The 22,549-nt window shown below is 40.0% G+C and carries 23 protein-coding genes; 4 read left to right on the forward strand and 19 right to left on the reverse strand.

What is annotated here, in order from left to right; translation table 11 throughout:
* Window positions 1–23 precede the first annotated feature (23 nt).
* The 19 genes from hisF to F2B13_RS03530 all read right to left on the reverse strand — a co-directional run bounded on the left by hisF (window position 24) and on the right by F2B13_RS03530 (window position 19,087).
* Entirely contained in the window at window positions 24–779 is a 756-nt protein-coding gene (hisF, locus tag F2B13_RS03440) for an imidazole glycerol phosphate synthase subunit HisF (protein ID WP_149275883.1), read from the reverse strand.
* An 87-nt stretch (window positions 780–866) separates the two neighbouring features.
* Complete coding sequence (locus F2B13_RS03445; RefSeq protein ID WP_149275884.1) at window positions 867–1,385, reverse strand: DinB family protein; 519 nt, start codon at window positions 1,383–1,385, stop codon at window positions 867–869.
* Window positions 1,363–2,106, reverse strand: a complete 744-nt coding sequence (gene hisA / locus F2B13_RS03450) for a 1-(5-phosphoribosyl)-5-[(5-phosphoribosylamino)methylideneamino]imidazole-4-carboxamide isomerase (protein WP_149303244.1) — start codon at window positions 2,104–2,106, stop codon at window positions 1,363–1,365. The genes F2B13_RS03445 and hisA overlap by 23 nt, the downstream gene beginning before the upstream one ends.
* Before the next feature lies 1 nt (window position 2,107).
* Window positions 2,108–2,686 carry an imidazole glycerol phosphate synthase subunit HisH gene (hisH, locus tag F2B13_RS03455; protein WP_149276422.1) on the reverse strand — a complete coding sequence of 193 codons (579 nt, stop codon included), beginning with the start codon at window positions 2,684–2,686 and terminating at the stop codon, window positions 2,108–2,110.
* Between the two features lie 56 nt (window positions 2,687–2,742).
* Window positions 2,743–3,894 carry a bifunctional histidinol-phosphatase/imidazoleglycerol-phosphate dehydratase HisB gene (gene hisB / locus F2B13_RS03460; protein ID WP_149303246.1) on the reverse strand — a complete coding sequence of 384 codons (1,152 nt, stop codon included), beginning with the start codon at window positions 3,892–3,894 and terminating at the stop codon, window positions 2,743–2,745.
* Window positions 3,891–4,940, reverse strand: coding sequence for a histidinol-phosphate transaminase (gene hisC / locus F2B13_RS03465; protein WP_149303248.1), 1,050 nt, complete (start codon window positions 4,938–4,940; stop codon window positions 3,891–3,893). Before hisC ends, hisB begins: the two co-directional genes overlap by 4 nt.
* A 186-nt stretch (window positions 4,941–5,126) precedes the next feature.
* Window positions 5,127–6,413 carry a histidinol dehydrogenase gene (gene hisD, locus F2B13_RS03470; RefSeq protein WP_149275888.1) on the reverse strand — a complete coding sequence of 429 codons (1,287 nt, stop codon included), beginning with the start codon at window positions 6,411–6,413 and terminating at the stop codon, window positions 5,127–5,129.
* 1 nt (window position 6,414) lies between these two features.
* Complete coding sequence (locus F2B13_RS03475; RefSeq protein WP_149275889.1) at window positions 6,415–6,837, reverse strand: GNAT family N-acetyltransferase; 423 nt, start codon at window positions 6,835–6,837, stop codon at window positions 6,415–6,417.
* 52 nt (window positions 6,838–6,889) lie between these two features.
* Window positions 6,890–7,744: an ATP phosphoribosyltransferase gene (hisG, locus tag F2B13_RS03480; RefSeq protein WP_149275890.1), complete on the reverse strand. Its 855-nt coding sequence runs from the start codon at window positions 7,742–7,744 to the stop codon at window positions 6,890–6,892.
* A 241-nt stretch (window positions 7,745–7,985) separates the two neighbouring features.
* On the reverse strand, window positions 7,986–8,801 hold the full coding sequence (locus F2B13_RS03485) for a prohibitin family protein (protein WP_149275891.1): 816 nt from the start codon (window positions 8,799–8,801) through the stop codon (window positions 7,986–7,988).
* Between the two features lie 12 nt (window positions 8,802–8,813).
* Entirely contained in the window at window positions 8,814–10,838 is a 2,025-nt protein-coding gene (locus tag F2B13_RS03490) for a vWA domain-containing protein (protein ID WP_149303250.1), read from the reverse strand.
* Between the two features lie 67 nt (window positions 10,839–10,905).
* Entirely contained in the window at window positions 10,906–11,652 is a 747-nt protein-coding gene (gene fabG, locus F2B13_RS03495; RefSeq protein WP_149275893.1) for a 3-oxoacyl-[acyl-carrier-protein] reductase, read from the reverse strand.
* A gap of 194 nt (window positions 11,653–11,846) precedes the next feature.
* Window positions 11,847–12,719, reverse strand: coding sequence for a succinate--CoA ligase subunit alpha (gene sucD / locus F2B13_RS03500; RefSeq protein ID WP_149275894.1), 873 nt, complete (start codon window positions 12,717–12,719; stop codon window positions 11,847–11,849).
* A gap of 106 nt (window positions 12,720–12,825) precedes the next feature.
* Window positions 12,826–13,758 carry a UDP-3-O-(3-hydroxymyristoyl)glucosamine N-acyltransferase gene (locus tag F2B13_RS03505; RefSeq protein ID WP_198439803.1) on the reverse strand — a complete coding sequence of 311 codons (933 nt, stop codon included), beginning with the start codon at window positions 13,756–13,758 and terminating at the stop codon, window positions 12,826–12,828.
* Between the two features lie 72 nt (window positions 13,759–13,830).
* Window positions 13,831–14,397 carry an elongation factor P gene (gene efp, locus F2B13_RS03510; protein WP_149275895.1) on the reverse strand — a complete coding sequence of 189 codons (567 nt, stop codon included), beginning with the start codon at window positions 14,395–14,397 and terminating at the stop codon, window positions 13,831–13,833.
* Window positions 14,398–14,631: 234 nt separating this feature from the next.
* Window positions 14,632–15,417 carry an acyl-ACP--UDP-N-acetylglucosamine O-acyltransferase gene (lpxA, locus tag F2B13_RS03515; RefSeq protein WP_149275896.1) on the reverse strand — a complete coding sequence of 262 codons (786 nt, stop codon included), beginning with the start codon at window positions 15,415–15,417 and terminating at the stop codon, window positions 14,632–14,634.
* Between the two features lies 1 nt (window position 15,418).
* A complete protein-coding gene (locus F2B13_RS03520; RefSeq protein ID WP_149275897.1) occupies window positions 15,419–16,804 on the reverse strand; it encodes a bifunctional UDP-3-O-[3-hydroxymyristoyl] N-acetylglucosamine deacetylase/3-hydroxyacyl-ACP dehydratase in 1,386 nt (461 codons plus the stop codon).
* Window positions 16,785–17,834: a UDP-3-O-(3-hydroxymyristoyl)glucosamine N-acyltransferase gene (gene lpxD / locus F2B13_RS03525; RefSeq protein WP_149275898.1), complete on the reverse strand. Its 1,050-nt coding sequence runs from the start codon at window positions 17,832–17,834 to the stop codon at window positions 16,785–16,787. The genes F2B13_RS03520 and lpxD overlap by 20 nt, the downstream gene beginning before the upstream one ends.
* A gap of 23 nt (window positions 17,835–17,857) precedes the next feature.
* Window positions 17,858–19,087: an HD domain-containing protein gene (locus F2B13_RS03530; RefSeq protein ID WP_149275899.1), complete on the reverse strand. Its 1,230-nt coding sequence runs from the start codon at window positions 19,085–19,087 to the stop codon at window positions 17,858–17,860.
* 189 nt (window positions 19,088–19,276) lie between these two features.
* On the opposite strand from F2B13_RS03530, the gene porX reads away from it, so the two are divergent.
* The 4 genes from porX (at window position 19,277) to F2B13_RS03550 (ending at window position 22,470) form a co-directional block, all read left to right on the forward strand.
* Window positions 19,277–20,818: a T9SS response regulator signal transducer PorX gene (porX, locus tag F2B13_RS03535; RefSeq protein WP_149275900.1), complete on the forward strand. Its 1,542-nt coding sequence runs from the start codon at window positions 19,277–19,279 to the stop codon at window positions 20,816–20,818.
* A gap of 15 nt (window positions 20,819–20,833) precedes the next feature.
* Window positions 20,834–21,244 (forward strand): tRNA (adenosine(37)-N6)-threonylcarbamoyltransferase complex ATPase subunit type 1 TsaE, encoded by a 411-nt coding sequence (gene tsaE / locus F2B13_RS03540; protein WP_149276424.1) that lies wholly within the window; start codon window positions 20,834–20,836, stop codon window positions 21,242–21,244.
* A 203-nt stretch (window positions 21,245–21,447) separates the two neighbouring features.
* Complete coding sequence (locus F2B13_RS03545) at window positions 21,448–21,675, forward strand: hypothetical protein (protein ID WP_149275901.1); 228 nt, start codon at window positions 21,448–21,450, stop codon at window positions 21,673–21,675.
* Window positions 21,676–21,804: 129 nt separating this feature from the next.
* A complete protein-coding gene (locus F2B13_RS03550; RefSeq protein ID WP_149275902.1) occupies window positions 21,805–22,470 on the forward strand; it encodes a hypothetical protein in 666 nt (221 codons plus the stop codon).
* Window positions 22,471–22,549 lie beyond the last annotated feature (79 nt).

The raw sequence follows: 22,549 nt of genomic DNA on the forward strand, positions 1-22,549 counted from the left end.
GAAAACGCGACCTCCAACGCTGTTCATAATCTCACGGGAATATCTTCTTTTTTTAATGCCTCCTTTAACTCTTTTATTTCGATCTCCTTAAAATGGAAGACACTGGCGGCTAGGGCCGCATCGGCCTTTCCTTGAATAAAAGTATCTGCGAAATGTTGCATGGTACCTGCGCCCCCTGATGCTATAATGGGAATGTTCAATGCATCGGACAATTCGGACAATGCTTCATTGGCAAACCCGTCTTTTGTACCGTCATGGTCCATCGACGTAAAAAGAATTTCCCCCGCTCCACGTTGTTCCACTTCTTTCGCCCATTCAAAAAGTTTGCGATCGGTGGGAACTTTACCGCCTACCAAATGAACGACCCACTCTCCATCGATCTGCTTCGCATCAATGGCTACCACGATACACTGTGAGCCAAACTTGGCTACCAGATCATTGATCAGCTGGGGGTTTTTTACGGCAGATGAATTTATTGATACCTTGTCAGCCCCATTTTTTAGAAGTATATCGACATCTTCGATAGAGGCTATTCCACCTCCCACGGTAAACGGAATGTTGACTTTCTCGGCCACGTGATATACCAGTTCTGCCAGCGTCTTTCTTTTTTGCTCCGTGGCCGAGATATCAAGGAAGACCAGTTCGTCTGCCCCTGCCCTACTGTATATTTCAGCAAGTTCGACCGGGTCACCGGCATCCCTAAGATCAATAAAATTGACTCCTTTTACGGTTCTACCATCCTTAATGTCTAAACATGGTATAATTCTTTTTGCTAACATCGTTCTTGATTTCGTATTTCCCGTTATTCGAACCTTAGCCCGTAGCTAAGCACAACTCCTTGACAATTAAACTTTTTCAACAACAATTCAAGGCTTGTTCTTGGCGTTCAAATCTATGCCATCGTAAAAGCCCAGTTGTTCATCGTTCAGTAATTTTACCCAAAAGGCGATTTGACCTGTATGATATGAAAAATGCTCCACTAAGTGGATGATATTACCAATACCTGAGAGATCGTATCCTTGAACTTCCTGATGCTTCAGCATGCGGCTTATAGAAATCGAGGCAACGCTTTCCTTTACTCGATCTACAGTATCTGAAAGCATCTGTAACAAAGCCACTTTAGCATATCTACCCTCCGAGAAAAACTCATTATCCCGATCTCTGCTATCTTCTATCTCGAGCAACGATGCTATTCCGTATTGGGTCATGTTACCACATATATGCAAAATGAGATTGCCTATACTATTTAAGGATGCATTTGGTTTTTGCCATACCTGTTCTTCAGATACTTTATTCAGGGAAATAGTGACCATTCTCAAATTTTGGTCTAAACGATAATGCGTGTTCTGTACGAACTCATCTCTAAATGCCGTTGTCCGATCCATTTCGTAATATGTAATTTTCCAATTGCTTCAGACTGATTTTCTGTTCATATATCGCTTTTCCGATGATCGTACCCTCACACCCCATTTCTGCGAGTTTAGGAAGTTCTTCAAAGGTAGATATCCCTCCAGAAGCAATCAAATTTAGCCCTTTACATTCCTTCAAAATACGCCGGTACAAAACAAAAGATGGTCCTTCGAGCATTCCGTCTTTCGAAATATCGGTGCAAATCACATGCTTAATTCCTTCCTTTTGATAGGCTTTAATAAAAGGTATCAATTCTTTTTTTGAATCTTCTTGCCATCCAGAAACCGCAATTTTTTCGTCTTTTGCATCTGCGCCTAAAATAATTTTGTCAGCACCATAGTTCGCCAGCCAATTGGTGAACGTGCTTTGATTCTTAACGGCAATGCTACCTCCGGTAATCTGTTTTGCCCCACACTCGAAAGCGATACGTAGATCCTCATCTGTTTTCAACCCACCACCAAAATCAATATGCAAAGTAGTTTTTGAGGCTATTTGCTCTAAAATACGATGGTTAACAATATGCTGCGATTTGGCGCCATCAAGGTCGACCAAGTGCAAATAGCGAATTCCATGGGCCTCAAATTGCTTTGCAACCTCAAGCGGATTCTCATTGTAGATTTTTTTGGTTTCATAATCGCCCTTGGAAAGTCGCACACATTTACCTTCAATAATATCGATAGCTGGAATAATTCGCATTTTATAATTTTAAAAAATTCTCAAGAATCCTGGCACCGTAATCACCGGATTTCTCTGGATGAAATTGTACTCCATAAAAATTGTCCTTTTTCAGCGCCGTGCTGTACCTGAGGCCATAGGTACTTGTGGCGATGGCTTCATCGTCTATAGGTGCATAAAAGCTGTGCACCAAATACACATAGTCGTCTTTAAGCCCTTTGAACAATTCCGATTTTAAGTTTTCAATTTTATTCCAGCCAATTTGCGGCACTTTGAGTCCATTTGAAAATCGTAGCACATCTACATCGAAAATACCCAAACCCTTCGTGTTTCCTTCTTCTGAAAAGCTGCACATCAACTGCATCCCCAAACAAATTCCCAATACGGGTTGTTCCAGCTTTGAAAGAATAACATCTACCCCGCTTGCCCTTAACTTTTTCATCGCACTACTGGCTTCGCCAACTCCTGGGAATATTACCTTATCTGCAGCCTGAATTTCTTCAACGTCATGGGTCAATGTAGCCTCATAGCCTAATCTATTGATGGCAAATTTGATACTCTGAATGTTTCCGGCCCCATAATCTATTATAACAATGTTCATCGTTTCTTCGTAAGTTTCATCCATTTAAAAATCATTCCCAAACTTTTCCATCTATTTTACAAAACCCCTTTCGTACTGGGCAACACCATTTTTTCTGCATCTCTTTTTACCGCCATTTTAATCGCTTTTGCAAAGGCTTTAAAGATAGCTTCTATTTTGTGGTGTTCATTGGTACCTTCAGCTTGGATGTTTAAGTTCGCCTTGGCTCCGTCCGTAAAGGACTTAAAAAAATGATAAAACATTTCTGTGGGCATGTCACCAATCTTTTCACGCTTAAATTCGGCGTCCCATACCAGCCAATTTCTTCCCCCAAAGTCGATGGCGACCTGGGCCAAACAATCATCCATGGGCAGGCAAAATCCGTATCTCTCTATGCCCATTTTATTCCCCAATGCACTATAAAAAACCTCTCCTAATGCAATGGCCGTGTCCTCGATAGTATGATGTTCATCAACTTCAAGATCACCATCTACGGCAATTTCCAAATCCATCTGGCCGTGGCGCGCGAGCTGGTCGAGCATATGGTCAAAAAAAGACAGTCCTGTATGGATGTCACTTTTTCCCGTACCATCGATATTTACTTTGACGCGAATATCGGTCTCATTGGTTTTACGGTGGGTTTCCCCTATACGATTCTCAAGTTTTAAATACTCATAAATCTTTTGCCAGTCATTGCTCTCCAAGGCTATTACAGTATTCAGTTCCTCTTTATTCACACTGATTTCCCCCGTACCCAAATGGGTATTGTCGTTTATAAAAATACCTTTCGACCCCAGGTTCTTCGCCAATTCCATATCTGTCAATCGATCTCCGATAACAAAAGAATTTTCCAAATCATAGGCTTCGGAAAAATATTCCGTCAATAGGCCTGTGCCCGGTTTTCTTGTATCTGCATTTTCATGCGGATACGTCCGATCTAGAAAAACCTTATCGAAAACCACTCCTTCATTTTCAAAAGATTTTATAATAAAATTATGCACGGGCCAAAATGTATCTTCTGGAAAGGTTTCCGTGCCCAATCCATCTTGATTTGTGATCATGACCAATTCATAATCGAGTTCTTTGGCAATTTTCCCCAAAAAGGTGAACGCTTTTGGATAAAAAACCATTTTTTCGAAAGCATCGATTTGCTCATCGGCCGTTTCCTTGATAATGGTACCATCCCTATCGATAAACAAGACCCTTTTTTTTACTCTATCGGTTTTCATTGTAATGATTTTAAAACTTCGATCAATTTTTCATTTTCCGCTTCGGTTCCCACGGTAAATCGCAACGTATCGGTACACAAAGGCTGAGTGGTACGATTTCGTACCACAACCCCGGCCTTCAATATTTGGTTGTAACGTCTATCGGCATTGTCGACCTTCGCTAGAACGAAATTGGCATCCGAAGGATGTACGTATACTACAAAGGGTATACTCTTCAAGGCCTTTACCAAACGTTCTCTACCTCTTAAAATACGTGATACTTCGCTATTTACCGAAGCTGTGTCCCTTACACGTTCCAATGCCTTTTGCTGGGTAAGTTCGTTTACATTGTAGGGCGGTTTTATTTTGTTTAAAATGGCAATGATATCAGAGGAAGCCCAACAGATCCCTAAGCGGATGCCGGCCATTCCATAGGCCTTAGACAGGGTCTGGGTCACTATAAGGTTCGGAAATCGCTGTAAATGAGAAATCCAGCTTTCTGTCGTCGAAAAATCAACATAGGCTTCGTCTATTACGACGAGTCCCCGAAAATTTTCAAGCAATTTTACGATACTCTTCCTAGAAAAGCTGTTGCCTGTCGGGTTGTTAGGAGAACACAAAAATAAAATCTTCGATTTCGAGTCGGCAGCATCCAAAATCTTGTCCACGTCCGGTTCGAAATCTTCGGTCAACCATACTTCTCGATTTTCGACATCATTGATGTTGGCCAATACAGCGTACATACCATAGGTCGGGGGCAGTGTAATAACATTATCTACGGAAGGCTCACAAAAAGCACGAAAAATGAGGTCAAGTACTTCATCACTACCATTTCCCAAAAGGATATTTCCTCGCTCTAATCCTTCTTTATTCGCTAGCTCTTGCTTCAAGCTTCTCTGTTGTGGATCGGGATACCGGTTAACACCGTTCTCAAAGGGGTTTTCATTGGCATCAAGAAACACCATGGGTGAACCGTCGGATACATATTCATCTCGCGCAGAAGAATAGGGCTTGAGACCTCTGACGTTCTTCCGGATTAAATTTTCAATGTCAAATTCTTTTTTCATTTTTCTATCGAATACGAGCCCGATATCTAACACTTAGATTTCTGGCCAAGAATCATTTTTATATACTTTCAAAAGGAATACTATACCTAATTCTATCACTAGTCCGGCCTTTTTTGCAAGCATGGTTCAATTCAAAAAATATTCACTTTTTTTGGCTCGTAGCTTTAAGTAGTTGTAAAATTATTTTTAGTTTTTTAATTCCTTTAATCGCAAACTCACGGCATTTTTATGAGCATGCAATCCTTCGGCTTCGGCCATTATTTCGATGGAAGGCCCAATATTTATAATACCTTCCGCTGTAATTCTTTGAAACGTCATGCTCTTCATAAAGCTATCAAGGTTAACACCGCTATATTGTTTTGCGTACCCATTGGTCGGCAGGGTATGGTTTGTACCGGAAGCATAGTCACCCGCGCTTTCAGGAGTATTATTCCCAATAAATATCGAACCTGCATTTTTAATATTCTCAATATAGAAGTCCTCATTACCCACACACACTATAAAATGTTCTGGGCCATATTCATTGATAAGGTCCATTGCCACATCTTGATCTTCTACCCATATCAACCTACTATTTGCAATGGATTTTTGCGCTATTTCCTTGCGAGGTAATTCGTTTAACTGCAATTCGACCTCCCATTCGACATTATCCAAGAGTGCTTTAGAAGTCGAAACCAATATGACTTGGCTATCTACACCATGCTCGGCCTGACTTAGCAAATCGGATGCAATGAAGGCGGGGTTTGCCGTATCGTCAGCGACCACCAAAAGTTCACTAGGTCCGGCTGGCATATCTATAGCCACACCGAATTTTGTGGCCAATTGTTTAGCTACGGTGACATATTGATTACCCGGACCGAATATTTTGTAGACTTGGGGAATATGGGGCGTGCCAAAGGTCATAGCAGCTATAGCCTGAATTCCGCCCACTTTAAAAATTTGGGTGACCCCGCAAAGATTCGCCGTATACAAAATGGCAGGGTCTATTTTCCCTTCCTTGTTCGGGGGTGAACACAAAACTATCTTCTCGCAACCGGCAATAGTAGCGGGAACGGCCAACATCAATATGGTAGAGAATAACGGCGCCGTACCTCCAGGTATGTAAAGACCGACTTTTTGTATAGGCCTTTTTTCCTGCCAACAGAAGACCCCGTTTATGGTTTCAATTTCGATCTTCTCGGTTCTTTGCGCCTCGTGAAATGCCAAAATGTTCTTTCTGGCTAGATCGATCGCATCTTTAAGTACTTCGGGAACCTGTGATACAGCATTTTCAATTTCTTCATGGGTCACTTTCAAAGTTTCTAGACCGACACCATCGAATTTTTGAGTATATCTTCTCAAGGCATCATCCCCATTTGATTGTACCTCCCTGAAAATATCGGCCACGGTAGCTTCAATATCCGCAACGGTTCTTGTAGGTCTCCGAAGTATATCGGCCCAATCATTTCTATCAGGGTTAAAAATTTTTTTCATGCTACAATTGTTTTTGATAGTGGTACCCTAAAATCTTATATCCCTGGCGTTTCCAGAAGCGTTGTCCAGCCTTGTTCTTTACGTAACAGTTTAATTCGGAAGCTGAACATCCTTGCGATTTCGCATATTCAAAAATCCATTCCATAAGCTTTTCACCAAGGCCTTTTCCACGATACTCGGGCAAAATATAAACATTATCGGGTTCAATATGCCTTCCTACATAGTATTTGGTCAACAACCAAATTCCCGATATGCCCACCAGTATATTTCCCTCAAAAATACCTACACACTGATACCCCTGCGATTTCATTTCTACCAACCGGTGCTCTAAAACGTTCATCTGAATATTAGGATTCAAACGGGCCAAAAGCGGAATGATCATTTCTAATTTTTCTTTTTCGATAAGGCGAATTTCAACTTCCATTTATTTTTGGGATTCTCTTTTTAAGCAAAAATTTTACCTGGTTTTAAAAGGTCTAGACAACCATCTTCTCAATAGGGCACACCAAAATTCCCTCTGCCCCACACTTTTTCAATTCATGGATAACTTCCCAAAACTTATCTTTATTGATCACCGTATGTACCGAACTCCACCCTTTCTCCGCCAATGGCAGGACCGTAGGGCTTCGCATACCCGGTAACAACGCCAAAATTTCATCCAATTTGTCGTTGGGGGCATTTAACAGTACATATTTTGAATTCCTGGCCTTTAGTACCGACTGAATCCTAAACTGGAGCTTTTTTAAAATCTCCATCCTTTCTTCTGATATTCTAGGAGATACGGCCAAAACGGCCTCGCTCTGCAGCATTACCTCCACCTCTTTTAAATTGTTCTTGAAGAGGGTGCTTCCACTAGAGACGATGTCACAGATGGCATCGGCCAAACCAATATTGGGTGCTATTTCTACCGATCCGTTAATAATATGTAAATCGGCATTTACCCCTTTTTTATCTAAATAGTTTTTGACCGTATTCGGATAAGAGGTTGCGATTCTTTTACCCTCAAAGTCTTGCACCGTATTATATTTGACCGATTTTGGAATCGCCAGGGATACCTTACATTTTGAAAAACCTAATTTTTCGGCAATGGAAATATCTTCCCCTTTTTCGATGAGTACGTTTTCACCAATAATTGCGATGTCGACCACACCATCCCTTAAATATTGAGGGATGTCTCCATTCCTTAGGTAAAATACCTCTAAGGGAAAGTTTCGTGAAGACGCCTTTAACTGATCTTTTCCATTATCTATTGAAATACCACAGTCTTTGAGTATCTGTAGCGAATCTTCATTTAATCGTCCTGATTTTTGAATGGCAATCCTGATTTTCATTTTTTTAATTATGGTTTTAAAGGTCAAAAATGTACTTTGTACTTAACTCTTCCTTTACTTGCGCAAATAACGTGAGAGAATTAAAAAAACCCGTTTGATTGCTCAAACGGGTTTTCATATCTTGTAATACTACAATACACTTTTACCTCGCTTGAGAGCAAGAATAAAAATGATGGTGTGTATTTTCGTTTTTCATTTCGGACATAAAATTAAAACTAAATTTTTACCGACCAAATTTATTTTAATTATTTCCTAAAATCAAAGGAAGTCCTGAATCTCCACTACCCACAACGACGACCTTTGCATTGGGTGATTTAGAAAGTTCTAAAGTAGCGTCAATGCCTTTATCCTGCAATATTTTATCTGTCAATGAGGCACTTAATATTCTATTGGCGTCGGCCTTACCTTGCGCTTCTATACGCACTTTTTGAGCCTCCTTCTCTGCAGTTACCAATCTAAACTCATATTCCAATGATTCCTGTTCCTGCTTCAATTTACGTTCAATAGCTTCTTTAATTGTCGGTGGCAAAGTTACATCCCTGACCAGCACTTCGTTCAATTGAATATATTGACCGTCGACTATCTTCTTGGTTTCTTCATAGATTTCGGCCTGAATGGCATCTCTCTTACTTGAATATAACTGTTCTGGAGTGTATCGACCCACGACGCTTCTTGCAGCCGATCGTATCGTAGGCAACAATACCCTTGAAACATAATCAGTTCCCTTCTCTTGATGTAATTTTCCCAGGAATTCTCTTTTTGGTTGAAACCAAGCCGAAGCATCCAATTTAATCTCTAGACCATTCGACGAAAGTACTTGCATCTTCTCAAATACTTCTTGTTGCCTTACCTCATACACAAAAACCTTGTTCCAAGGGGCTACGATATGAAAACCTTCGCCCAGTGGTGGCTCATCTGTAACTACCCCACCACCAAAGGTCTTATAAAGTACGCCGGCCTCACCAGAGCCTATGGTTACGGCCGATTTTGAAATTAATATTATCAATACAATTAAAATAAAAATTGCCGGTAAGGCGATTTTTGGTAGTTTGTCCATGTTATTTTCTTTTTAAATTAATCCGTTATATTTCCTTATAACCCACTCTAATGTCAGGGCAGTAGTGATAATTGCAAGCAAAATCCAGAAATCTATCAAAGATACGATATTTTGAATGCCTTTCCGTATTGGTACAAAGCGATTGTCCGTTTTTAAACGCTCCAAGATTTGCTCAGTTTGCGAGGGAAAATAAAGCTGCCCACCTGTACTTTGTGCCAAACGTTCTAATTTTCTATAATCGGTAGCCAGAAATTGTTGCTCCACGTCAAAATCAAGGATGGTAAAACTTCCAGATTTTGAAATGTTCCCATTATTGACCGAAACCCTAAAATCATACTTACCAGGTGATAAACTACTTAAGTCGGCTTCGTAGTACCCGTCTTTTAAAAGCATGGGGATTTCAACATTTTGTGGCCCTTGTTGTTTTTTAAAAATCAAAACAACCGTAGCATTACCATCGAAAACAAAGGTGTCATCAAAATAGCTCGCTGAAATTCGCGCCTCACTACTTCCTTCATAAACCGAATTATAATCTATGGTAAGCCTATCACGTGTAGCGTTGGTCGTAAGGTAGAGTATTATTTTTCCTAAGAAATCATCAAATTTTATAAAGTATTGGTCATTTCTATACGTCTGCATACGCCATTTCCAAATATTCTGTCCGAAGAGCACGGCCTCCCTATCCGTATTATCTTTAAAAACGACCAATAGTGGCTCTTCTATGGATATCCCCTTAATTTTTTGTGTCATTACAATGTCATTCGGCCCGTTCAAAGATATTTCTCCCAGGCTACTGAGCAAGGGTGGAAAACCTTCTATTGAAAAGTCTTGCAGATCAAAAAGACCAAACGCAGGATTCAATATCGGTTCAATTTCTTCAGTTTGCGCATAATCCTTTTTTGCGAAGCGTTTTTGAATAGAATTCAAGAAATTCCAATCGGTCTGTTCACCCGTTATCGTGAACATATTCACTTTATTCTGCTTAATAAAATCATAGATCCCATTAAAAGCAGGTGTTGGTTGATAAAGAATAAACAGATCAGTTTGCCCAAGTATCTCAGCGTTTATTTTAGGGGTGAAAATGGAAACCGATCGCTGTTCATTACTCTCGATCGCCTTTTTCAAAACACCTAAATCTGGGTGGAGAAACTCAGAAATAATAGTAACGTTCGTTTTTTCATCAATCACTTCGACCGCTATACTCTTCTTATTGTTCGCCGTTATGCGCTCTCCTGGAAGGGTGCCAGTAGATATTTCAATGGTCTTAACCCCCACGGAATTCGCGTCGAGCAGTACATTGATTATTTTTGCCTTAGTATTTTTCGAAAGTGAAACCGTTTCACGATAGGTTGTGCTTCCGTTTATGGAGACATTAAGTGGCGTGGTAATATCTTCATCACCCTCATAGGAAACTAGAATCTCAATAGGAAACTTATTATCCAAGAAAGCATACCTATTGGCATTAACCTGCTTTATAGCCAAATCTTCATACCGAGTGGTATCGCCTATTGCAATAGGGTAAATCGGAAATCGTACGTCGTCGATATATTCATAATCGCGCCCTAAAGTTTGATTGCCGTCAGATACTAATAAAATTACAGAATTTGTACTTGCATAAATTTCTTTCAATGTATTTAGGGCACTGGAAATATTTGTATTCGTGTCATCAAAGGTGAGACTGTCGGAATTTTCTATTGACGTACCGAACCTATATTGTTGAACCTCAAATTTATTCCCTATTTCTGTGCTTTCAGTCAATGCATCTAGAAAAGCAGTTACGGTGCCTTCTGATTGGGATATGGAACTACTATTATCTATTAAAACTAGGAGATTGGCTTTCTCTGTTTGATATTCGATTTTGGTCAATTGGGGGTTGATGAGCAATACAAAACCACCGAAAAATACGATAAATCGTAAACCGGAGAGCCAGAAACGGAGATTATCCTTTCTTTTGTTCGCATAATAATACTGAAATACCACTAGGCTCAAAGAGACGACTGCGGCAAGAAGTAGTAAAAGAACCGTTTGGGTATTCATTAAAAATTGTCCTCATTAAAGTCTTGGGTTAGAAGTTTTGAGCCCTTCACCTCTACAGAACCAACAGCTAGGTTAACATTCCCCCGTCTACATTCAGTACTTGGCCCGTGATATATGAAGATAGGTCGGAGGCCAAAAACAAACAGGCATTCGCAATGTCTTCTGGGGTACCCCCACGTTTGAGAGGGATACCATCGCGCCAGCCTTGAACCGTTTTTTCATCAAGTTTGTCGGTCATTTCGGTTTCAATAAAACCGGGAGCAATGGCGTTACACCGAATATTTCGTGAACCTAATTCAAGAGCCACGGACTTTGTGAAACCTATCATTCCCGCTTTTGAGGCCGCATAATTGGTCTGGCCTGCGTTGCCCTTTACGCCGACCACACTGCTCATGTTAACGATTGAGCCCTTTCTTTGTTTGAGCATGGTTCGCTGTACCGCTTTGGTCATATTAAAAACCGATTTTAGATTGACCTCGATAACCGTATCAAAATCTTTTTCAGACATGCGCATTAACAGATTGTCTTTAGTTATACCCGCATTATTTATCAGTATATCGACCCCGCCAAAATCCTCTAGAACCAAAGACACCAAGGTTTCGGCTTGTTCAAAGCTCGCAGCATTACTCTTATAAGCCTTGGCCTTTACTCCTATTTGGGTCAATTCCTTCTCAAGCTCCAAAGCAGGACCTTCGCTAGAACTATAGGTAAAGGCCACATTTGCTCCCTGTTCGGCAAATACCTTGGCTATACCGGTTCCAATACCTCTGCTTGCTCCTGTAATTATTGCAATTTTTCCTTCTAACAATTTCATTTTTAATCTAAAGTTTTATAACCATCCGAATTAACAATTTATCGGTATTTGCAAAGTATGCCCAGACTGAAAGATACATTTTGACATACCATCAAATATAGTCGTTGTTTTGGCTTGAAAGAAAAAAATCCCAAAGATTCCTGTAGATTCGGAAAAAATGGGATTTAAAGTTTTTGTAAAAATCAGGCCAATATCTATGACATCACCTGCTTTACTTTCAAACCGATTTCCGCGGGGGAATCCACAACATGGATGCCATGTTCGCGCATTATCTTCTTTTTCGCTTGGGCAGTATCGTCACTCCCTCCGACTATAGCTCCTGCATGTCCCATCGTTCTTCCGGCAGGTGCAGTCTCACCGGCGATAAAGCCCACTACTGGCTTCTTACTTCCACTTGCCTTGTACCATTTGGCGGCATCGGCCTCCAATTGTCCACCGATTTCACCGATCATCACCACACACTCAGTTTCGGGATCGTTGATCAAAAGCTCAACGGCCTCTTTTGTTGTGGTTCCAATGATAGGGTCACCTCCAATTCCTATGGCGGTAGTGATACCCAACCCCTGACGTACTACTTGATCAGCGGCTTCATAGGTCAAGGTTCCTGATTTTGAGACAATACCTACGTTTCCTTTTTTGAATACAAAACCTGGCATAATACCCACTTTTGCCTCTCCTGGGGTAATGACCCCTGGGCAGTTTGGCCCTACCAAACGACAATCTTTGTCTTTCAAATAGTTAAAAGCCTTTACCATATCGGCTACCGGAATACCTTCGGTAATTGTAATGATAACCTTAATTCCAGCGCTAGCTGCTTCCATAATCGCGTCGGCTGCAAATGCAGGAGGTACAAAGATGATGGTTGTATCGGCTCCCACTTTTTCAACTGCTTCTTCTACAGTATTGAAAACAGGCTTTCCCAAATGTTCTTGCCCACCTTTGCCGGGGGTCACTCCTCCTACCACATTGGTACCGTATTCAATCATCTGTTCAGCGTGAAACGTGCCTTCACTTCCAGTGAACCCTTGTACAATTATTTTGGAATCTTTATTGACTAAAACGCTCATTCTTATAAGTTATTCGTTAGTGGTTTTTCAGCTCTACAAATTGTGTTTCATCACAAAGCACAAAAATATAGGATTGCAGACGATTTCTAAAGGAATTATCTTTTAATTATTCCCCGATTTTCTTTAAAATGTCAGGAATCTTCTTTACATATGCCAATTGTTTTAACTTCTCCCGAGACTCCTCTATCGGAGTGCCAAAATAACTTTTACCCCCTGGAACGGATTTGGTCACACCAGTTTGCCCCATAATCACCGCTTTCTTACCGATGGTAATACCGCTATTTGTTCCCACTTGACCCCAAAGGGTAACCTCGTCTTCAATAATCACACAGCCCGCTATTCCTGTTTGGGACGCAATAAGGCATTTTCTGCCAATGACCGTATCGTGCCCCACATGTACTTGATTGTCGAGCTTAGATCCCTTTTTGATCGTAGTATCTCCAGTCACCCCTTTATCAATGGTACAGAGTGCCCCGATTTCTACATCATCTTCAATAACAACCCTTCCACCTGAAATCAATTTATCAAAACCGGCAGGTCTATTTTTGTAATAAAAGGCATCGGATCCAATAACTGCGCCGGCCTGAACGATTACGTTATCCCCAATTCGGCAATTATCATTAATAACCACATTGGCATGAATTAGGCAGTGATTTCCTATTTCCACATTGTTCCCAATGAATACATTGGGCTGAACTATAGTTTCTTTACCGATTTTAGCAGAAGTGGCGATAGCACTCAATGCTTTTTCAAAGGGTTTAAAATGCCGGGTCAATGTATTGAAATCACTAAAAGGATCTTCTGAGATCAGCAATGCCTTTCCTTCGGGACATTCAACCTGTTTGTTGATCAGAACCACGGAGGCTTTGCAAGACAATGCCTTATCATAATATTTTGGATGATCGACAAAAACAATATCCCCATGTTCTACTACATGAATCTCGTTCATTCCCAAAACAGGAAAATCATCAGCCCCAACATATTCGGAACCTATGATTTCAGCAATTTGTTTAAGGGTATGTGGATTCTGAAATTTCAACTAATACGTTTAAAATGAAGAAGATTTGCCTGAAAATAGATAGTCATACGATACAAAAGATACAGTATACATCTACTCTTTTACACGCTCCATATAAGAGCTGCTCGATGTATCGATTTTTATCTTATCACCTTCATTGATAAAAAGAGGTACGTTTATCTCTGCCCCTGTTTCTACTTTGGCCGGTTTCGTAGCATTGGTTGCCGTATTCCCTTTTACACCGGGCTCGGTATAGGTTACTTCCAAGACCACACTTGCCGGTAAATCAATCGAAAGTGGCATCATATCCTCCGTATTGAAGAGTATGGTAACGATTTCGCCTTCTTTAAGCAATCCTGGGGCATCTAAGGCGCTCTCTTGTAACGTAATTTGATTATAGTCATCAGTATTCATAAAATGATACGTTTCCCCTTCGGAATACAAATATTGATACGATCGCGTCTCCACCCGTACATCTTCGATCTTATGCCCAGCAGAGAAAGTATTGTCTAAAACCTTTCCGTTGGAAAGACTCTTTAATTTTGTACGTACAAATGCAGGGCCCTTACCGGGCTTCACATGTAAGAATTCGATAATTTTATAAATGTCGTTATTGTACCTGATGCACAATCCCTTTCTAATGTCGGATGTTGTAGCCATACTTTTTTAACTTGTTTATTCAAATTTATTTATTTCCTTTAAAGATGCCGCATAATTATTCTAAGTCGTCAAAACGGTTAGAAAAATCATCCTATAATTTTTTATTATACCTTTTGTTACTTTTTTAAAACAGCACCCCAACATTCTATTTACATACTAAGCCTTGCTAGGTTCGGTCTTGTCCATATTTAATCTCGGTTGTCACTTTACCATATCCGGTAAAAGGGTCTCTCCTCAATTATTACTGAAGTATCCTTTCATTATTCCTCTTTGGGAGTCTCGAATGAATTGAAGAATTTCATCCCTTTCGGGTGTTGCTTCCATTTCTGCCTCAATGATTTGAGTCGCTTGGGTATTGTTATAGTTCTTTTGATAGAGAATACGGTAAATATTTTGGATCTCACGTATTTTTTCAGAGACAAACCCCCTTCTTCGTAGGCCCACAGAATTAATACCCACGTAAGATAAGGGCTCCCGTGCCGCTTTTACGAACGGAGGCACATCTTTTCGTACTAAAGATCCTCCCGTTACGAAGGCATGTTGGCCCACAGCAACGAATTGATGAACTGCCACCAATCCTGCCAGAATTACATTATTACCAATCGTCACATGGCCTGCCAAGGTAGAATTATTCGAAAAAATACAATTATCGCCAACAATGCAATCGTGTGCTACATGGCAATAAGCCATAATCAAGCAATTTTTGCCTATAACCGTTTTATGTCTATCAGAGGTACCCTTATGAATGGTGGCACATTCTCGAATGGTCGTATTGTTCCCTATGGTTACCGTAGTATCTTCTCCGTTGTACTTAAGGTCCTGGGGAGGAGCGGAAATAACCGCTCCAGGAAAAATGTTACAATTCTTTCCGATGCGGGCACCCTCCATAATGGTTACGTTAGAACCGATCCAAGTGCCCTCACCGATAGTCACATTGTTATGAATTGTGGTAAAAGGCTCTACCACAACGTTTTTAGCGATTTTTGCGCCAGGATGTATATAAGCCAGAGGCTGGTTCATGCTACTTCTTTTTTACAATTTGTGCCATCATCTCGGCTTCACAGACCAGCTTGCTATTTGCATAGGCATAGGCCTGCATATGACAGATACCCCTTCGAATGGGCGAAATCAAACTACAATGGAATATCAAAGTGTCTCCCGGTAAGACTTTTTGCTTAAACTTTACATTGTCAATTTTCATGAAAAGTGTGAGATAATTCTCAGGGTCAGGCACCGTACTTAATACCAAAATACCTCCCGTCTGTGCCATAGCCTCTATTTGAAGAACTCCCGGCATAACGGGAGCCCCAGGAAAATGTCCTACGAAGAACGGTTCGTTCATGGTGACGTTTTTCATGCCTACTACATGGGTGTCGGAAAGTTCCAATATTCTATCGATCAACAAGAAAGGGGGGCGATGTGGCAACATTGCCATGATTTGGTGAATATCCATCAATGGAGGTTTATCCAAATCATATTTAGGCACGCTATTACGCTTTTCCAATTTTATCATCTTAGCTAATTTCTTAGCAAATTGGGTGTTCACGTAATGACCTGGTTTATTGGCGATTACCTTTCCTTGGATTCGTGTACCGATTAATGCCAAGTCGCCGATTACATCCAACAGTTTGTGCCTAGCGGCCTCATTGGGCTGATGTAAGGTCAGATTATCCAAAATACCATTGGGTTTAACAGATAGCTTTTTTTTATCAAAGGCTTTTTCAAGCTTTTGCATCGTATCTTCAGAAATCTCCTTATCGACATATACAATGGCATTGTTCAGATCACCACCCTTTATGAGTCCGTTTTCCAATAACATTTCCAACTCATGTAGAAAACTGAAGGTCCGTGCATCTGCTATTTCATCTTTAAACTCCGAAAGATTGTTAAGGGTCGCGTTTTGCGTTCCTAACACCTTGGTTCCGAAATCGACCATCGTGGTCACTTGATATGTATCTGCAGGAATAACTGTAATTTCGCTTCCGGTAGCATCGTCCTTGAATGAAATAACGTCCTTTACCACATATTCTTCACGTTCCGCCTCCTGCTCTTTGGCACCAACTATTTCCAAGGCTTCCACAAAATATTTGGAAGAACCATCCATAATAGGAGGTTCAGGAGCATCGAGCTCAATCAGAACGTTGTCTATTTCCATTCCAACCAAGGCTGCCAGTACATGCTCGGACGTTTGAATCTTGACCCCTCTTTTTTCCAAATTTGTTCCTCTCTGGGTATTCACCACATAATTGGCGTCGGCCTCAATAATCGGTTCTCCTTCCAGGTCTACCCTTTTAAAGGCATACCCATGGTTTTCAGGGGCAGGAACAAATTTCATGGTAACTTCGGCACCGGTGTGGAGCCCGACACCTTTAAGGATAATCTCCTTATTAATGGTTCTCTGTTTCATTTTTGTATCGCTCGCTGTAATTTTTTTCGAGTTCGTCAATTCTATTTAAAATCGTGGGTAATTTTTTGAAATATACGTATGACTTATTGTAATCGCCATATCCAAAAGCAGGGGATCCTTGTAGCACTTCATTACTCTTTACGTTTCGTCCTATACCGGATTGTGCCTGAATCTTGACATTGTCACCTATGGTGATGTGCCCTACGATACCGACCTGGCCACCGATCATACACCTTTTTCCAATTTTTGTAGAACCAGCAATTCCGGTTTGTGCAGCGATTACCGTATGCTCGCCAATTTCCACATTATGGGCTATTTGAATCTGATTATCCAACTTCACTCCTCTACGTAGAAATGTAGAACCTAGAGTTGCCCGGTCAATGGTGGTCCCAGCACCTATGTCAACATTTTCCTCTAAAACCACATTGCCTGTCTGTGGTACTTTTTGGAATTCTCCTTCCTTATTAGAACTGAAGCCGAATCCATCTGCGCCGATAATGACTCCGCTATGAATCACACAGTTTTTTCCGATAATCGATTCGGAATAAATTTTGGCGCCGGCAAAAATGGTAACATTATCCGCAATCTTTACATTATCACCGACATACACATTGGGGTATATCTTCACATTGTGTCCTATCGTCACATTGTTACCCAGATAAGAAAAAGCACCCAAATAAAAATCGGATCCATAAGTAGCACTTTCTGAAAGAAATACAGGTGATTCGACACCTACCTTATTGTTTTTTACCTGATTATAATATTCCAAAATCTTTGAAAACGCCTCATAGGCATCCTCAACTTTAATCAGTGTGGTTTTTAGGTTTTGATCCGGCGTGAAGTCTTTATTGACAATAGTAATCGACGCCTTGGTAGAATAGATATACGAGGTGTATTTTGGATTTGCCAAAAATGTCAGCGAGCCCTCCTCACCCTCTTCGATCTTGGCTAATTTATGAACGGCAATTTCAGGGTTTCCTTCGAGCTCCCCCCCTAAAATACCCGCAATTTGACCTGCCGTGAATACCATGTGCACAAAAGTAAGAAAAATTGTTAAACAGAAACTTTAGGATAACAGATATAATATTTGGTTACCTTTTTCGAAAGTGCTTCCAAATTCAAATGGTCGGAAGCCTTCGCTGCGTCTACCAAGGTTCCATTTTTTCTAAGTATATTGATATTCTGATGATATCTATCGTACGCCGTATTATCTATAGTACCAGTAAATACGAAATATTGAATCTCATGGTCTTTGAGTCGGTACGTCCGTATTATACGACCAATATGTTTTTGTACTTTTTCTTCTTGAATAGGCCTATTCTTCACCTTGATTTTCAAAAGCTTTCTATTGATAACCATTTTGCAGAGACTCGACAGAATAAAGTCAGAATGATCAACCCATGTTTTGACGCCGGATAAAATATCTACGTCGTCTAATTTGGAGAAAATTTCTAGGGATTCCTTGCCGAAATTATTCTTGTTTATTCTGTTTTCGAGAAAAAACCTTAGAGAGGCGCTACATTCTAACGGTACTTGTTTGTCCAAAAGTTCCTTGGAGCGCCTCAGTATTCGTATCAGTAGTTGTTCGGCTACGATACCTGTTTTATGAAGATACACTTGCCAGTACATGAACCTTCTGGCCATCAGAAACTTCTCGACCGAGTAAATGCCTTTTTCCTCGACAACCAAGGCTCCTTCGCATACGTTCAACATGGTAATCAGGCGTTCGGCATTGATATTGCCTTCAGCCACACCGGTGTAAAAACTATCCCTTTTTAAATAGTCAAGCCTATCCATGTCCAATTGGCTCGACACCAACTGGTTTAAAAAGGGTTTGTTACACTGACCCCTGAAAATCTCTATCGCCAACGTTAAACTTCCGTTAAAGATTTCATTTAAAGAATGCATGAACTGCGCGGAAATATACTCATGGTTCATACCATCTACTAGGCTGTGCTCCATAGCATGTGAAAAGGGGCCGTGTCCTATATCGTGAAGCAGTATTGCACAGTATAAAGCCTGTTCTTCCTCTTGTGTAATATCAATCCCCTTAAAACGAAGTACTTGCACGGCCTGCTGCATGAGATGCATTCCACCCAATGCATGATGAAACCGAGTATGGTGTGCCCCTGGATAGACCAAATAGGAAAGACCCATTTGGGAAATTCTACGTAGCCGCTGAAAATGCGGATGTGCGATAAGCTCAAAGGTTAGCGAATCGGGAATTGTAATAAATCCGTAAATTGGATCATTGAATACTTTGAGCTTTTTTGATTTCGACAAAATTAAAACTGCTTTGCTAAAAGTTACAATCGCAAAGTTATACAAATTGAATCTGGTAAATCAATAATTTGAGAACATCGTGTCAGTTCATCATAAGTCCTATGACCTTACAAAGAATCATACAAAATCGAACAAACGCCTAGCACAATCGATCAAATTTGTAAAGATTCAAATTAACCCGTACGACCAATGAATAAAATAACCATTTTATGGGTTGACGACGAAATCGACCTGCTGAAGCCACATATTATTTTTTTAGAAGGAAAGAATTATGAGGTTATCACATGCCAAAGCGGACAAGAAGCTTTGCAAGAATTACAAAGAACACGGGTCGATATTGTCTTCCTCGATGAAAACATGCCTGGAATTTCAGGGCTTGAAACACTCCACGAAATTAAAGTCATAGACAGTTCCCTTCCTGTAGTTATGATAACTAAAAGTGAGGAGGAATTTATTATGGAAGAGGCTATCGGTTCGAAAATTGCCGATTATCTTATTAAACCGGTAAATCCGAATCAAATATTACTATCCCTTAAAAAAAACTTAGATCATTCTAGATTAGTTTCCGAAAAAACCACCGCCAATTATCAACAAGAGTTCCGTAAAATTGCCATGGACTTGGCCTCTGTAAACTCGGTAGAAGAGTGGGTCGAACTTTATAAAAAACTAATTTATTGGGAGCTAAGACTTGAAGAAACCGAAGATGGAAGCATGGTCGAGATTTTAGAAGCACAAAAGTCCGAAGCCAATACCCATTTCGGAAAGTTTGTGGCCCAAAACTACATGGGTTGGTTCGAAGGTGATGGCCCTGTAATGTCGCACACCCTTTTTAGGGAATGGGTACAACCTGAAATAAAAGATGCCCCTACCCTAATGGTCGTTATAGATAATTTACGATATGACCAATGGTATGCCTTTGAAGATAGTGTAGCTGCTTTTTATAAAAAGAATAGGGAGGACTCCTATTTCAGTATTTTACCGACGGCTACACAATATGCACGGAATGCCATTTTTTCTGGACTCACCCCCCTGGATATGGAAAAAAGACATCCTGATTGGTGGAAAAACGATACCGAGGAAGGAGGTAAAAACCTTTTCGAAGAGCAATTCCTAAATGCTCAAATAAAGCGGTTGGGGCTGGATATAAATTGGGCTTATCATAAAATCAGTAGCCTCAAACAAGGAAAGCATCTCTCGCAGAATTTCAGATCACAAAAAAACAATGACCTCACGGTAATCGTTTACAATTTTGTAGATATGTTGTCACATTCCAAAACCGAAATGGAAGTGATAAAAGAACTTGCAAGCAATGACAAGGCTTATCGGTCATTGACCCAAAGTTGGTTCAAGAATTCCCCGTTATTGGAAATCATACAACAGGCACAGCAAATGGGGATGAAACTCATTATCACTACAGACCATGGTACCATCAACGTGAAACAACCCTCGAAGGTAATCGGGGATAAAGATACCAGTCTAAACTTACGCTATAAGACAGGAAGAAGCCTGACCTATGAAGATAAAGACGTGCTTGCCGCCAAAGATCCTTCCGCATTCCATTTACCTCGAATCAATATGAGTAGTTCTTATATTTTTGCGAAAAACGATTTATTTTTTGCCTACCCTAACAATTTTAACCACTACGTTAGCTATTATAGGAATACGTACCAACACGGTGGCATTTCCCTAGAAGAAATGATTATTCCGTTTATAGTTCTGGATCCCAAATAATTTTCAGATTTGTCTATGACTCTACGTTACATCGAAAATGAACTACCCCATATTGCCAAGCATATTTTAGCAAATGTATCTAACAAGACCATTTGTTTCTACGCCCCAATGGGAGCGGGCAAGACTACACTGATAAAATCGATGGTGAAGGAATTGGGTGCAATTGATACTGGAAGTAGTCCGACATTTGGCATCGTCAATGAATACCAAGGTTTAAATGGTGACATTTTGGCTTATCATTTCGATTTCTACCGTTTAAATGATGAACTGGAAGCCCTTGACCTTGGCTTTGAAGAGTATCTCGATCAAGATGTCTGGATATTTATTGAATGGCCTGAAAAAATCTCCTCCTTTATTCCCGTAGATGCCTCTGAAATAAGAATCGAAATTGTCGATGCGAACACTAGAGAACTTACTTTATTTTAGGGAATTGAAATAAAATCAAAAAAAGACCGGGCAACCATCGTTGTAGATATCTATTTATTGTTTAGGCTACGTCTTTTTCGACAAAATGCATCATTTATCGGATGAAATGCACATTATTCTCGATAAATAACACTGTGTTAGTCATTTTTTTCCTACTTTTGAAGCACAGAACAATCAATTTTTAACTAAAAAACCCCCTTAAAATGAAAAAATTTGCATTTGCCCTTGTAGCCTGTGTTGCCCTTACAACTGTATCTTGTGAAACTAGTGATATTTCCCAAGATGATGCAGTTTACGAACAAGGAGTTGACCGTACAAAAATTAGAACCACTAATAGAAAGTCTGTGGATTTTTCTAAGGTAGATTTAGCAAATACGCAGTCGGTAGACCGATCAAAAATTAGAACCAGCAATAGAAAAGAGGATCAATAAATTGATTTTTAATTTCTTGCGAAGTTCAGAAAGCTGGTCTTAAAAGCATTATTTTATTTTTTTTTACAAGGGTAATCAATAAATTACCCTTTTTTTCGTTACAATCGTAATCCTAGACTTGTTTTATCGATGAAAAGACCTTCTAAGGACAAAAGAAAAATCAGAACGCGCTTTATAGTTGAATCTATTGCCTTATTTCTGATTATAATTTCTCCTTTTATTTTCAAGTTACACGAATATTTCCCTAGGGATCCTGAAGCTACCATTCAATTTTTAGGTATCGAAATTGATAGTAATGGATTTTTCGACCTGAATACCTATGCATGGTTTCTTTTGGGTAAAATGGTTCCCCTATTACTTCTTTTTATTTGGTTTTTAACCTGTAAACATTGGTGGTATCATGTCATTCTGATTCCCCTATTGATGTATGCCTTTCAAATTTTTGAAGTGTTCTATAACAATGATAAATTCGTTGACACAAAAAACCTCTTATGGCTGTTGCCTGTCTGTATGGTCGTAATCCCTTTTGTATACTTTATCAGAATTAAGTTATATGATAAGTATGTTCATGGAATAGATTTAGAGGCGATGGAAGCGGAACTTAATGCTTTAAAAGAAAAACAAGCCGCTGCCAATTTGAAAAGTAGTACCGGGAAGCTGAACGATGCGGAAGTTGAAACGGATTCCTATTTACAAATTGAAAAGGTAGACAGAAAACTATCCAATGAAAACCTAGAGTCTATTTTTCGTCAATTTCAACATCAAGTAAGTAGCTGGCTCAATATCAGATCGTAATGCCATTCATGGCAGCTACAAAATTAACAAATGGTGACAATTGAAATTTATATTTACTAATTTATCGTATTTTTACTTT

Origin of the sequence: Pareuzebyella sediminis (assembly GCF_008367235.1) — a bacterium.
GTDB lineage: Bacteria > Bacteroidota > Bacteroidia > Flavobacteriales > Flavobacteriaceae > Pareuzebyella > Pareuzebyella sediminis.

Coding starts and splice junctions, on each gene's coding strand:
- hisF (WP_149275883.1), bottom strand. CDS start 779: ATGTTAGCAAAAAGAATTATACCATGTTTAGACATTAAGGATGGTAGA.
- F2B13_RS03445 (WP_149275884.1), bottom strand. CDS start 1,385: ATGGATCGGACAACGGCATTTAGAGATGAGTTCGTACAGAACACGCAT.
- hisA (WP_149303244.1), bottom strand. CDS start 2,106: ATGCGAATTATTCCAGCTATCGATATTATTGAAGGTAAATGTGTGCGA.
- hisH (WP_149276422.1), bottom strand. CDS start 2,686: ATGAACATTGTTATAATAGATTATGGGGCCGGAAACATTCAGAGTATC.
- hisB (WP_149303246.1), bottom strand. CDS start 3,894: ATGAAAACCGATAGAGTAAAAAAAAGGGTCTTGTTTATCGATAGGGAT.
- hisC (WP_149303248.1), bottom strand. CDS start 4,940: ATGAAAAAAGAATTTGACATTGAAAATTTAATCCGGAAGAACGTCAGA.
- hisD (WP_149275888.1), bottom strand. CDS start 6,413: ATGAAAAAAATTTTTAACCCTGATAGAAATGATTGGGCCGATATACTT.
- F2B13_RS03475 (WP_149275889.1), bottom strand. CDS start 6,837: ATGGAAGTTGAAATTCGCCTTATCGAAAAAGAAAAATTAGAAATGATC.
- hisG (WP_149275890.1), bottom strand. CDS start 7,744: ATGAAAATCAGGATTGCCATTCAAAAATCAGGACGATTAAATGAAGAT.
- F2B13_RS03485 (WP_149275891.1), bottom strand. CDS start 8,801: ATGGACAAACTACCAAAAATCGCCTTACCGGCAATTTTTATTTTAATT.
- F2B13_RS03490 (WP_149303250.1), bottom strand. CDS start 10,838: ATGAATACCCAAACGGTTCTTTTACTACTTCTTGCCGCAGTCGTCTCT.
- fabG (WP_149275893.1), bottom strand. CDS start 11,652: ATGAAATTGTTAGAAGGAAAAATTGCAATAATTACAGGAGCAAGCAGA.
- sucD (WP_149275894.1), bottom strand. CDS start 12,719: ATGAGCGTTTTAGTCAATAAAGATTCCAAAATAATTGTACAAGGGTTC.
- efp (WP_149275895.1), bottom strand. CDS start 14,397: ATGGCTACAACATCCGACATTAGAAAGGGATTGTGCATCAGGTACAAT.
- lpxA (WP_149275896.1), bottom strand. CDS start 15,417: ATGAACCAGCCTCTGGCTTATATACATCCTGGCGCAAAAATCGCTAAA.
- F2B13_RS03520 (WP_149275897.1), bottom strand. CDS start 16,804: ATGAAACAGAGAACCATTAATAAGGAGATTATCCTTAAAGGTGTCGGG.
- lpxD (WP_149275898.1), bottom strand. CDS start 17,834: ATGGTATTCACGGCAGGTCAAATTGCGGGTATTTTAGGGGGGGAGCTC.
- porX (WP_149275900.1), top strand. CDS start 19,277: ATGAATAAAATAACCATTTTATGGGTTGACGACGAAATCGACCTGCTG.
- tsaE (WP_149276424.1), top strand. CDS start 20,834: ATGACTCTACGTTACATCGAAAATGAACTACCCCATATTGCCAAGCAT.
- F2B13_RS03545 (WP_149275901.1), top strand. CDS start 21,448: ATGAAAAAATTTGCATTTGCCCTTGTAGCCTGTGTTGCCCTTACAACT.
- F2B13_RS03550 (WP_149275902.1), top strand. CDS start 21,805: ATGAAAAGACCTTCTAAGGACAAAAGAAAAATCAGAACGCGCTTTATA.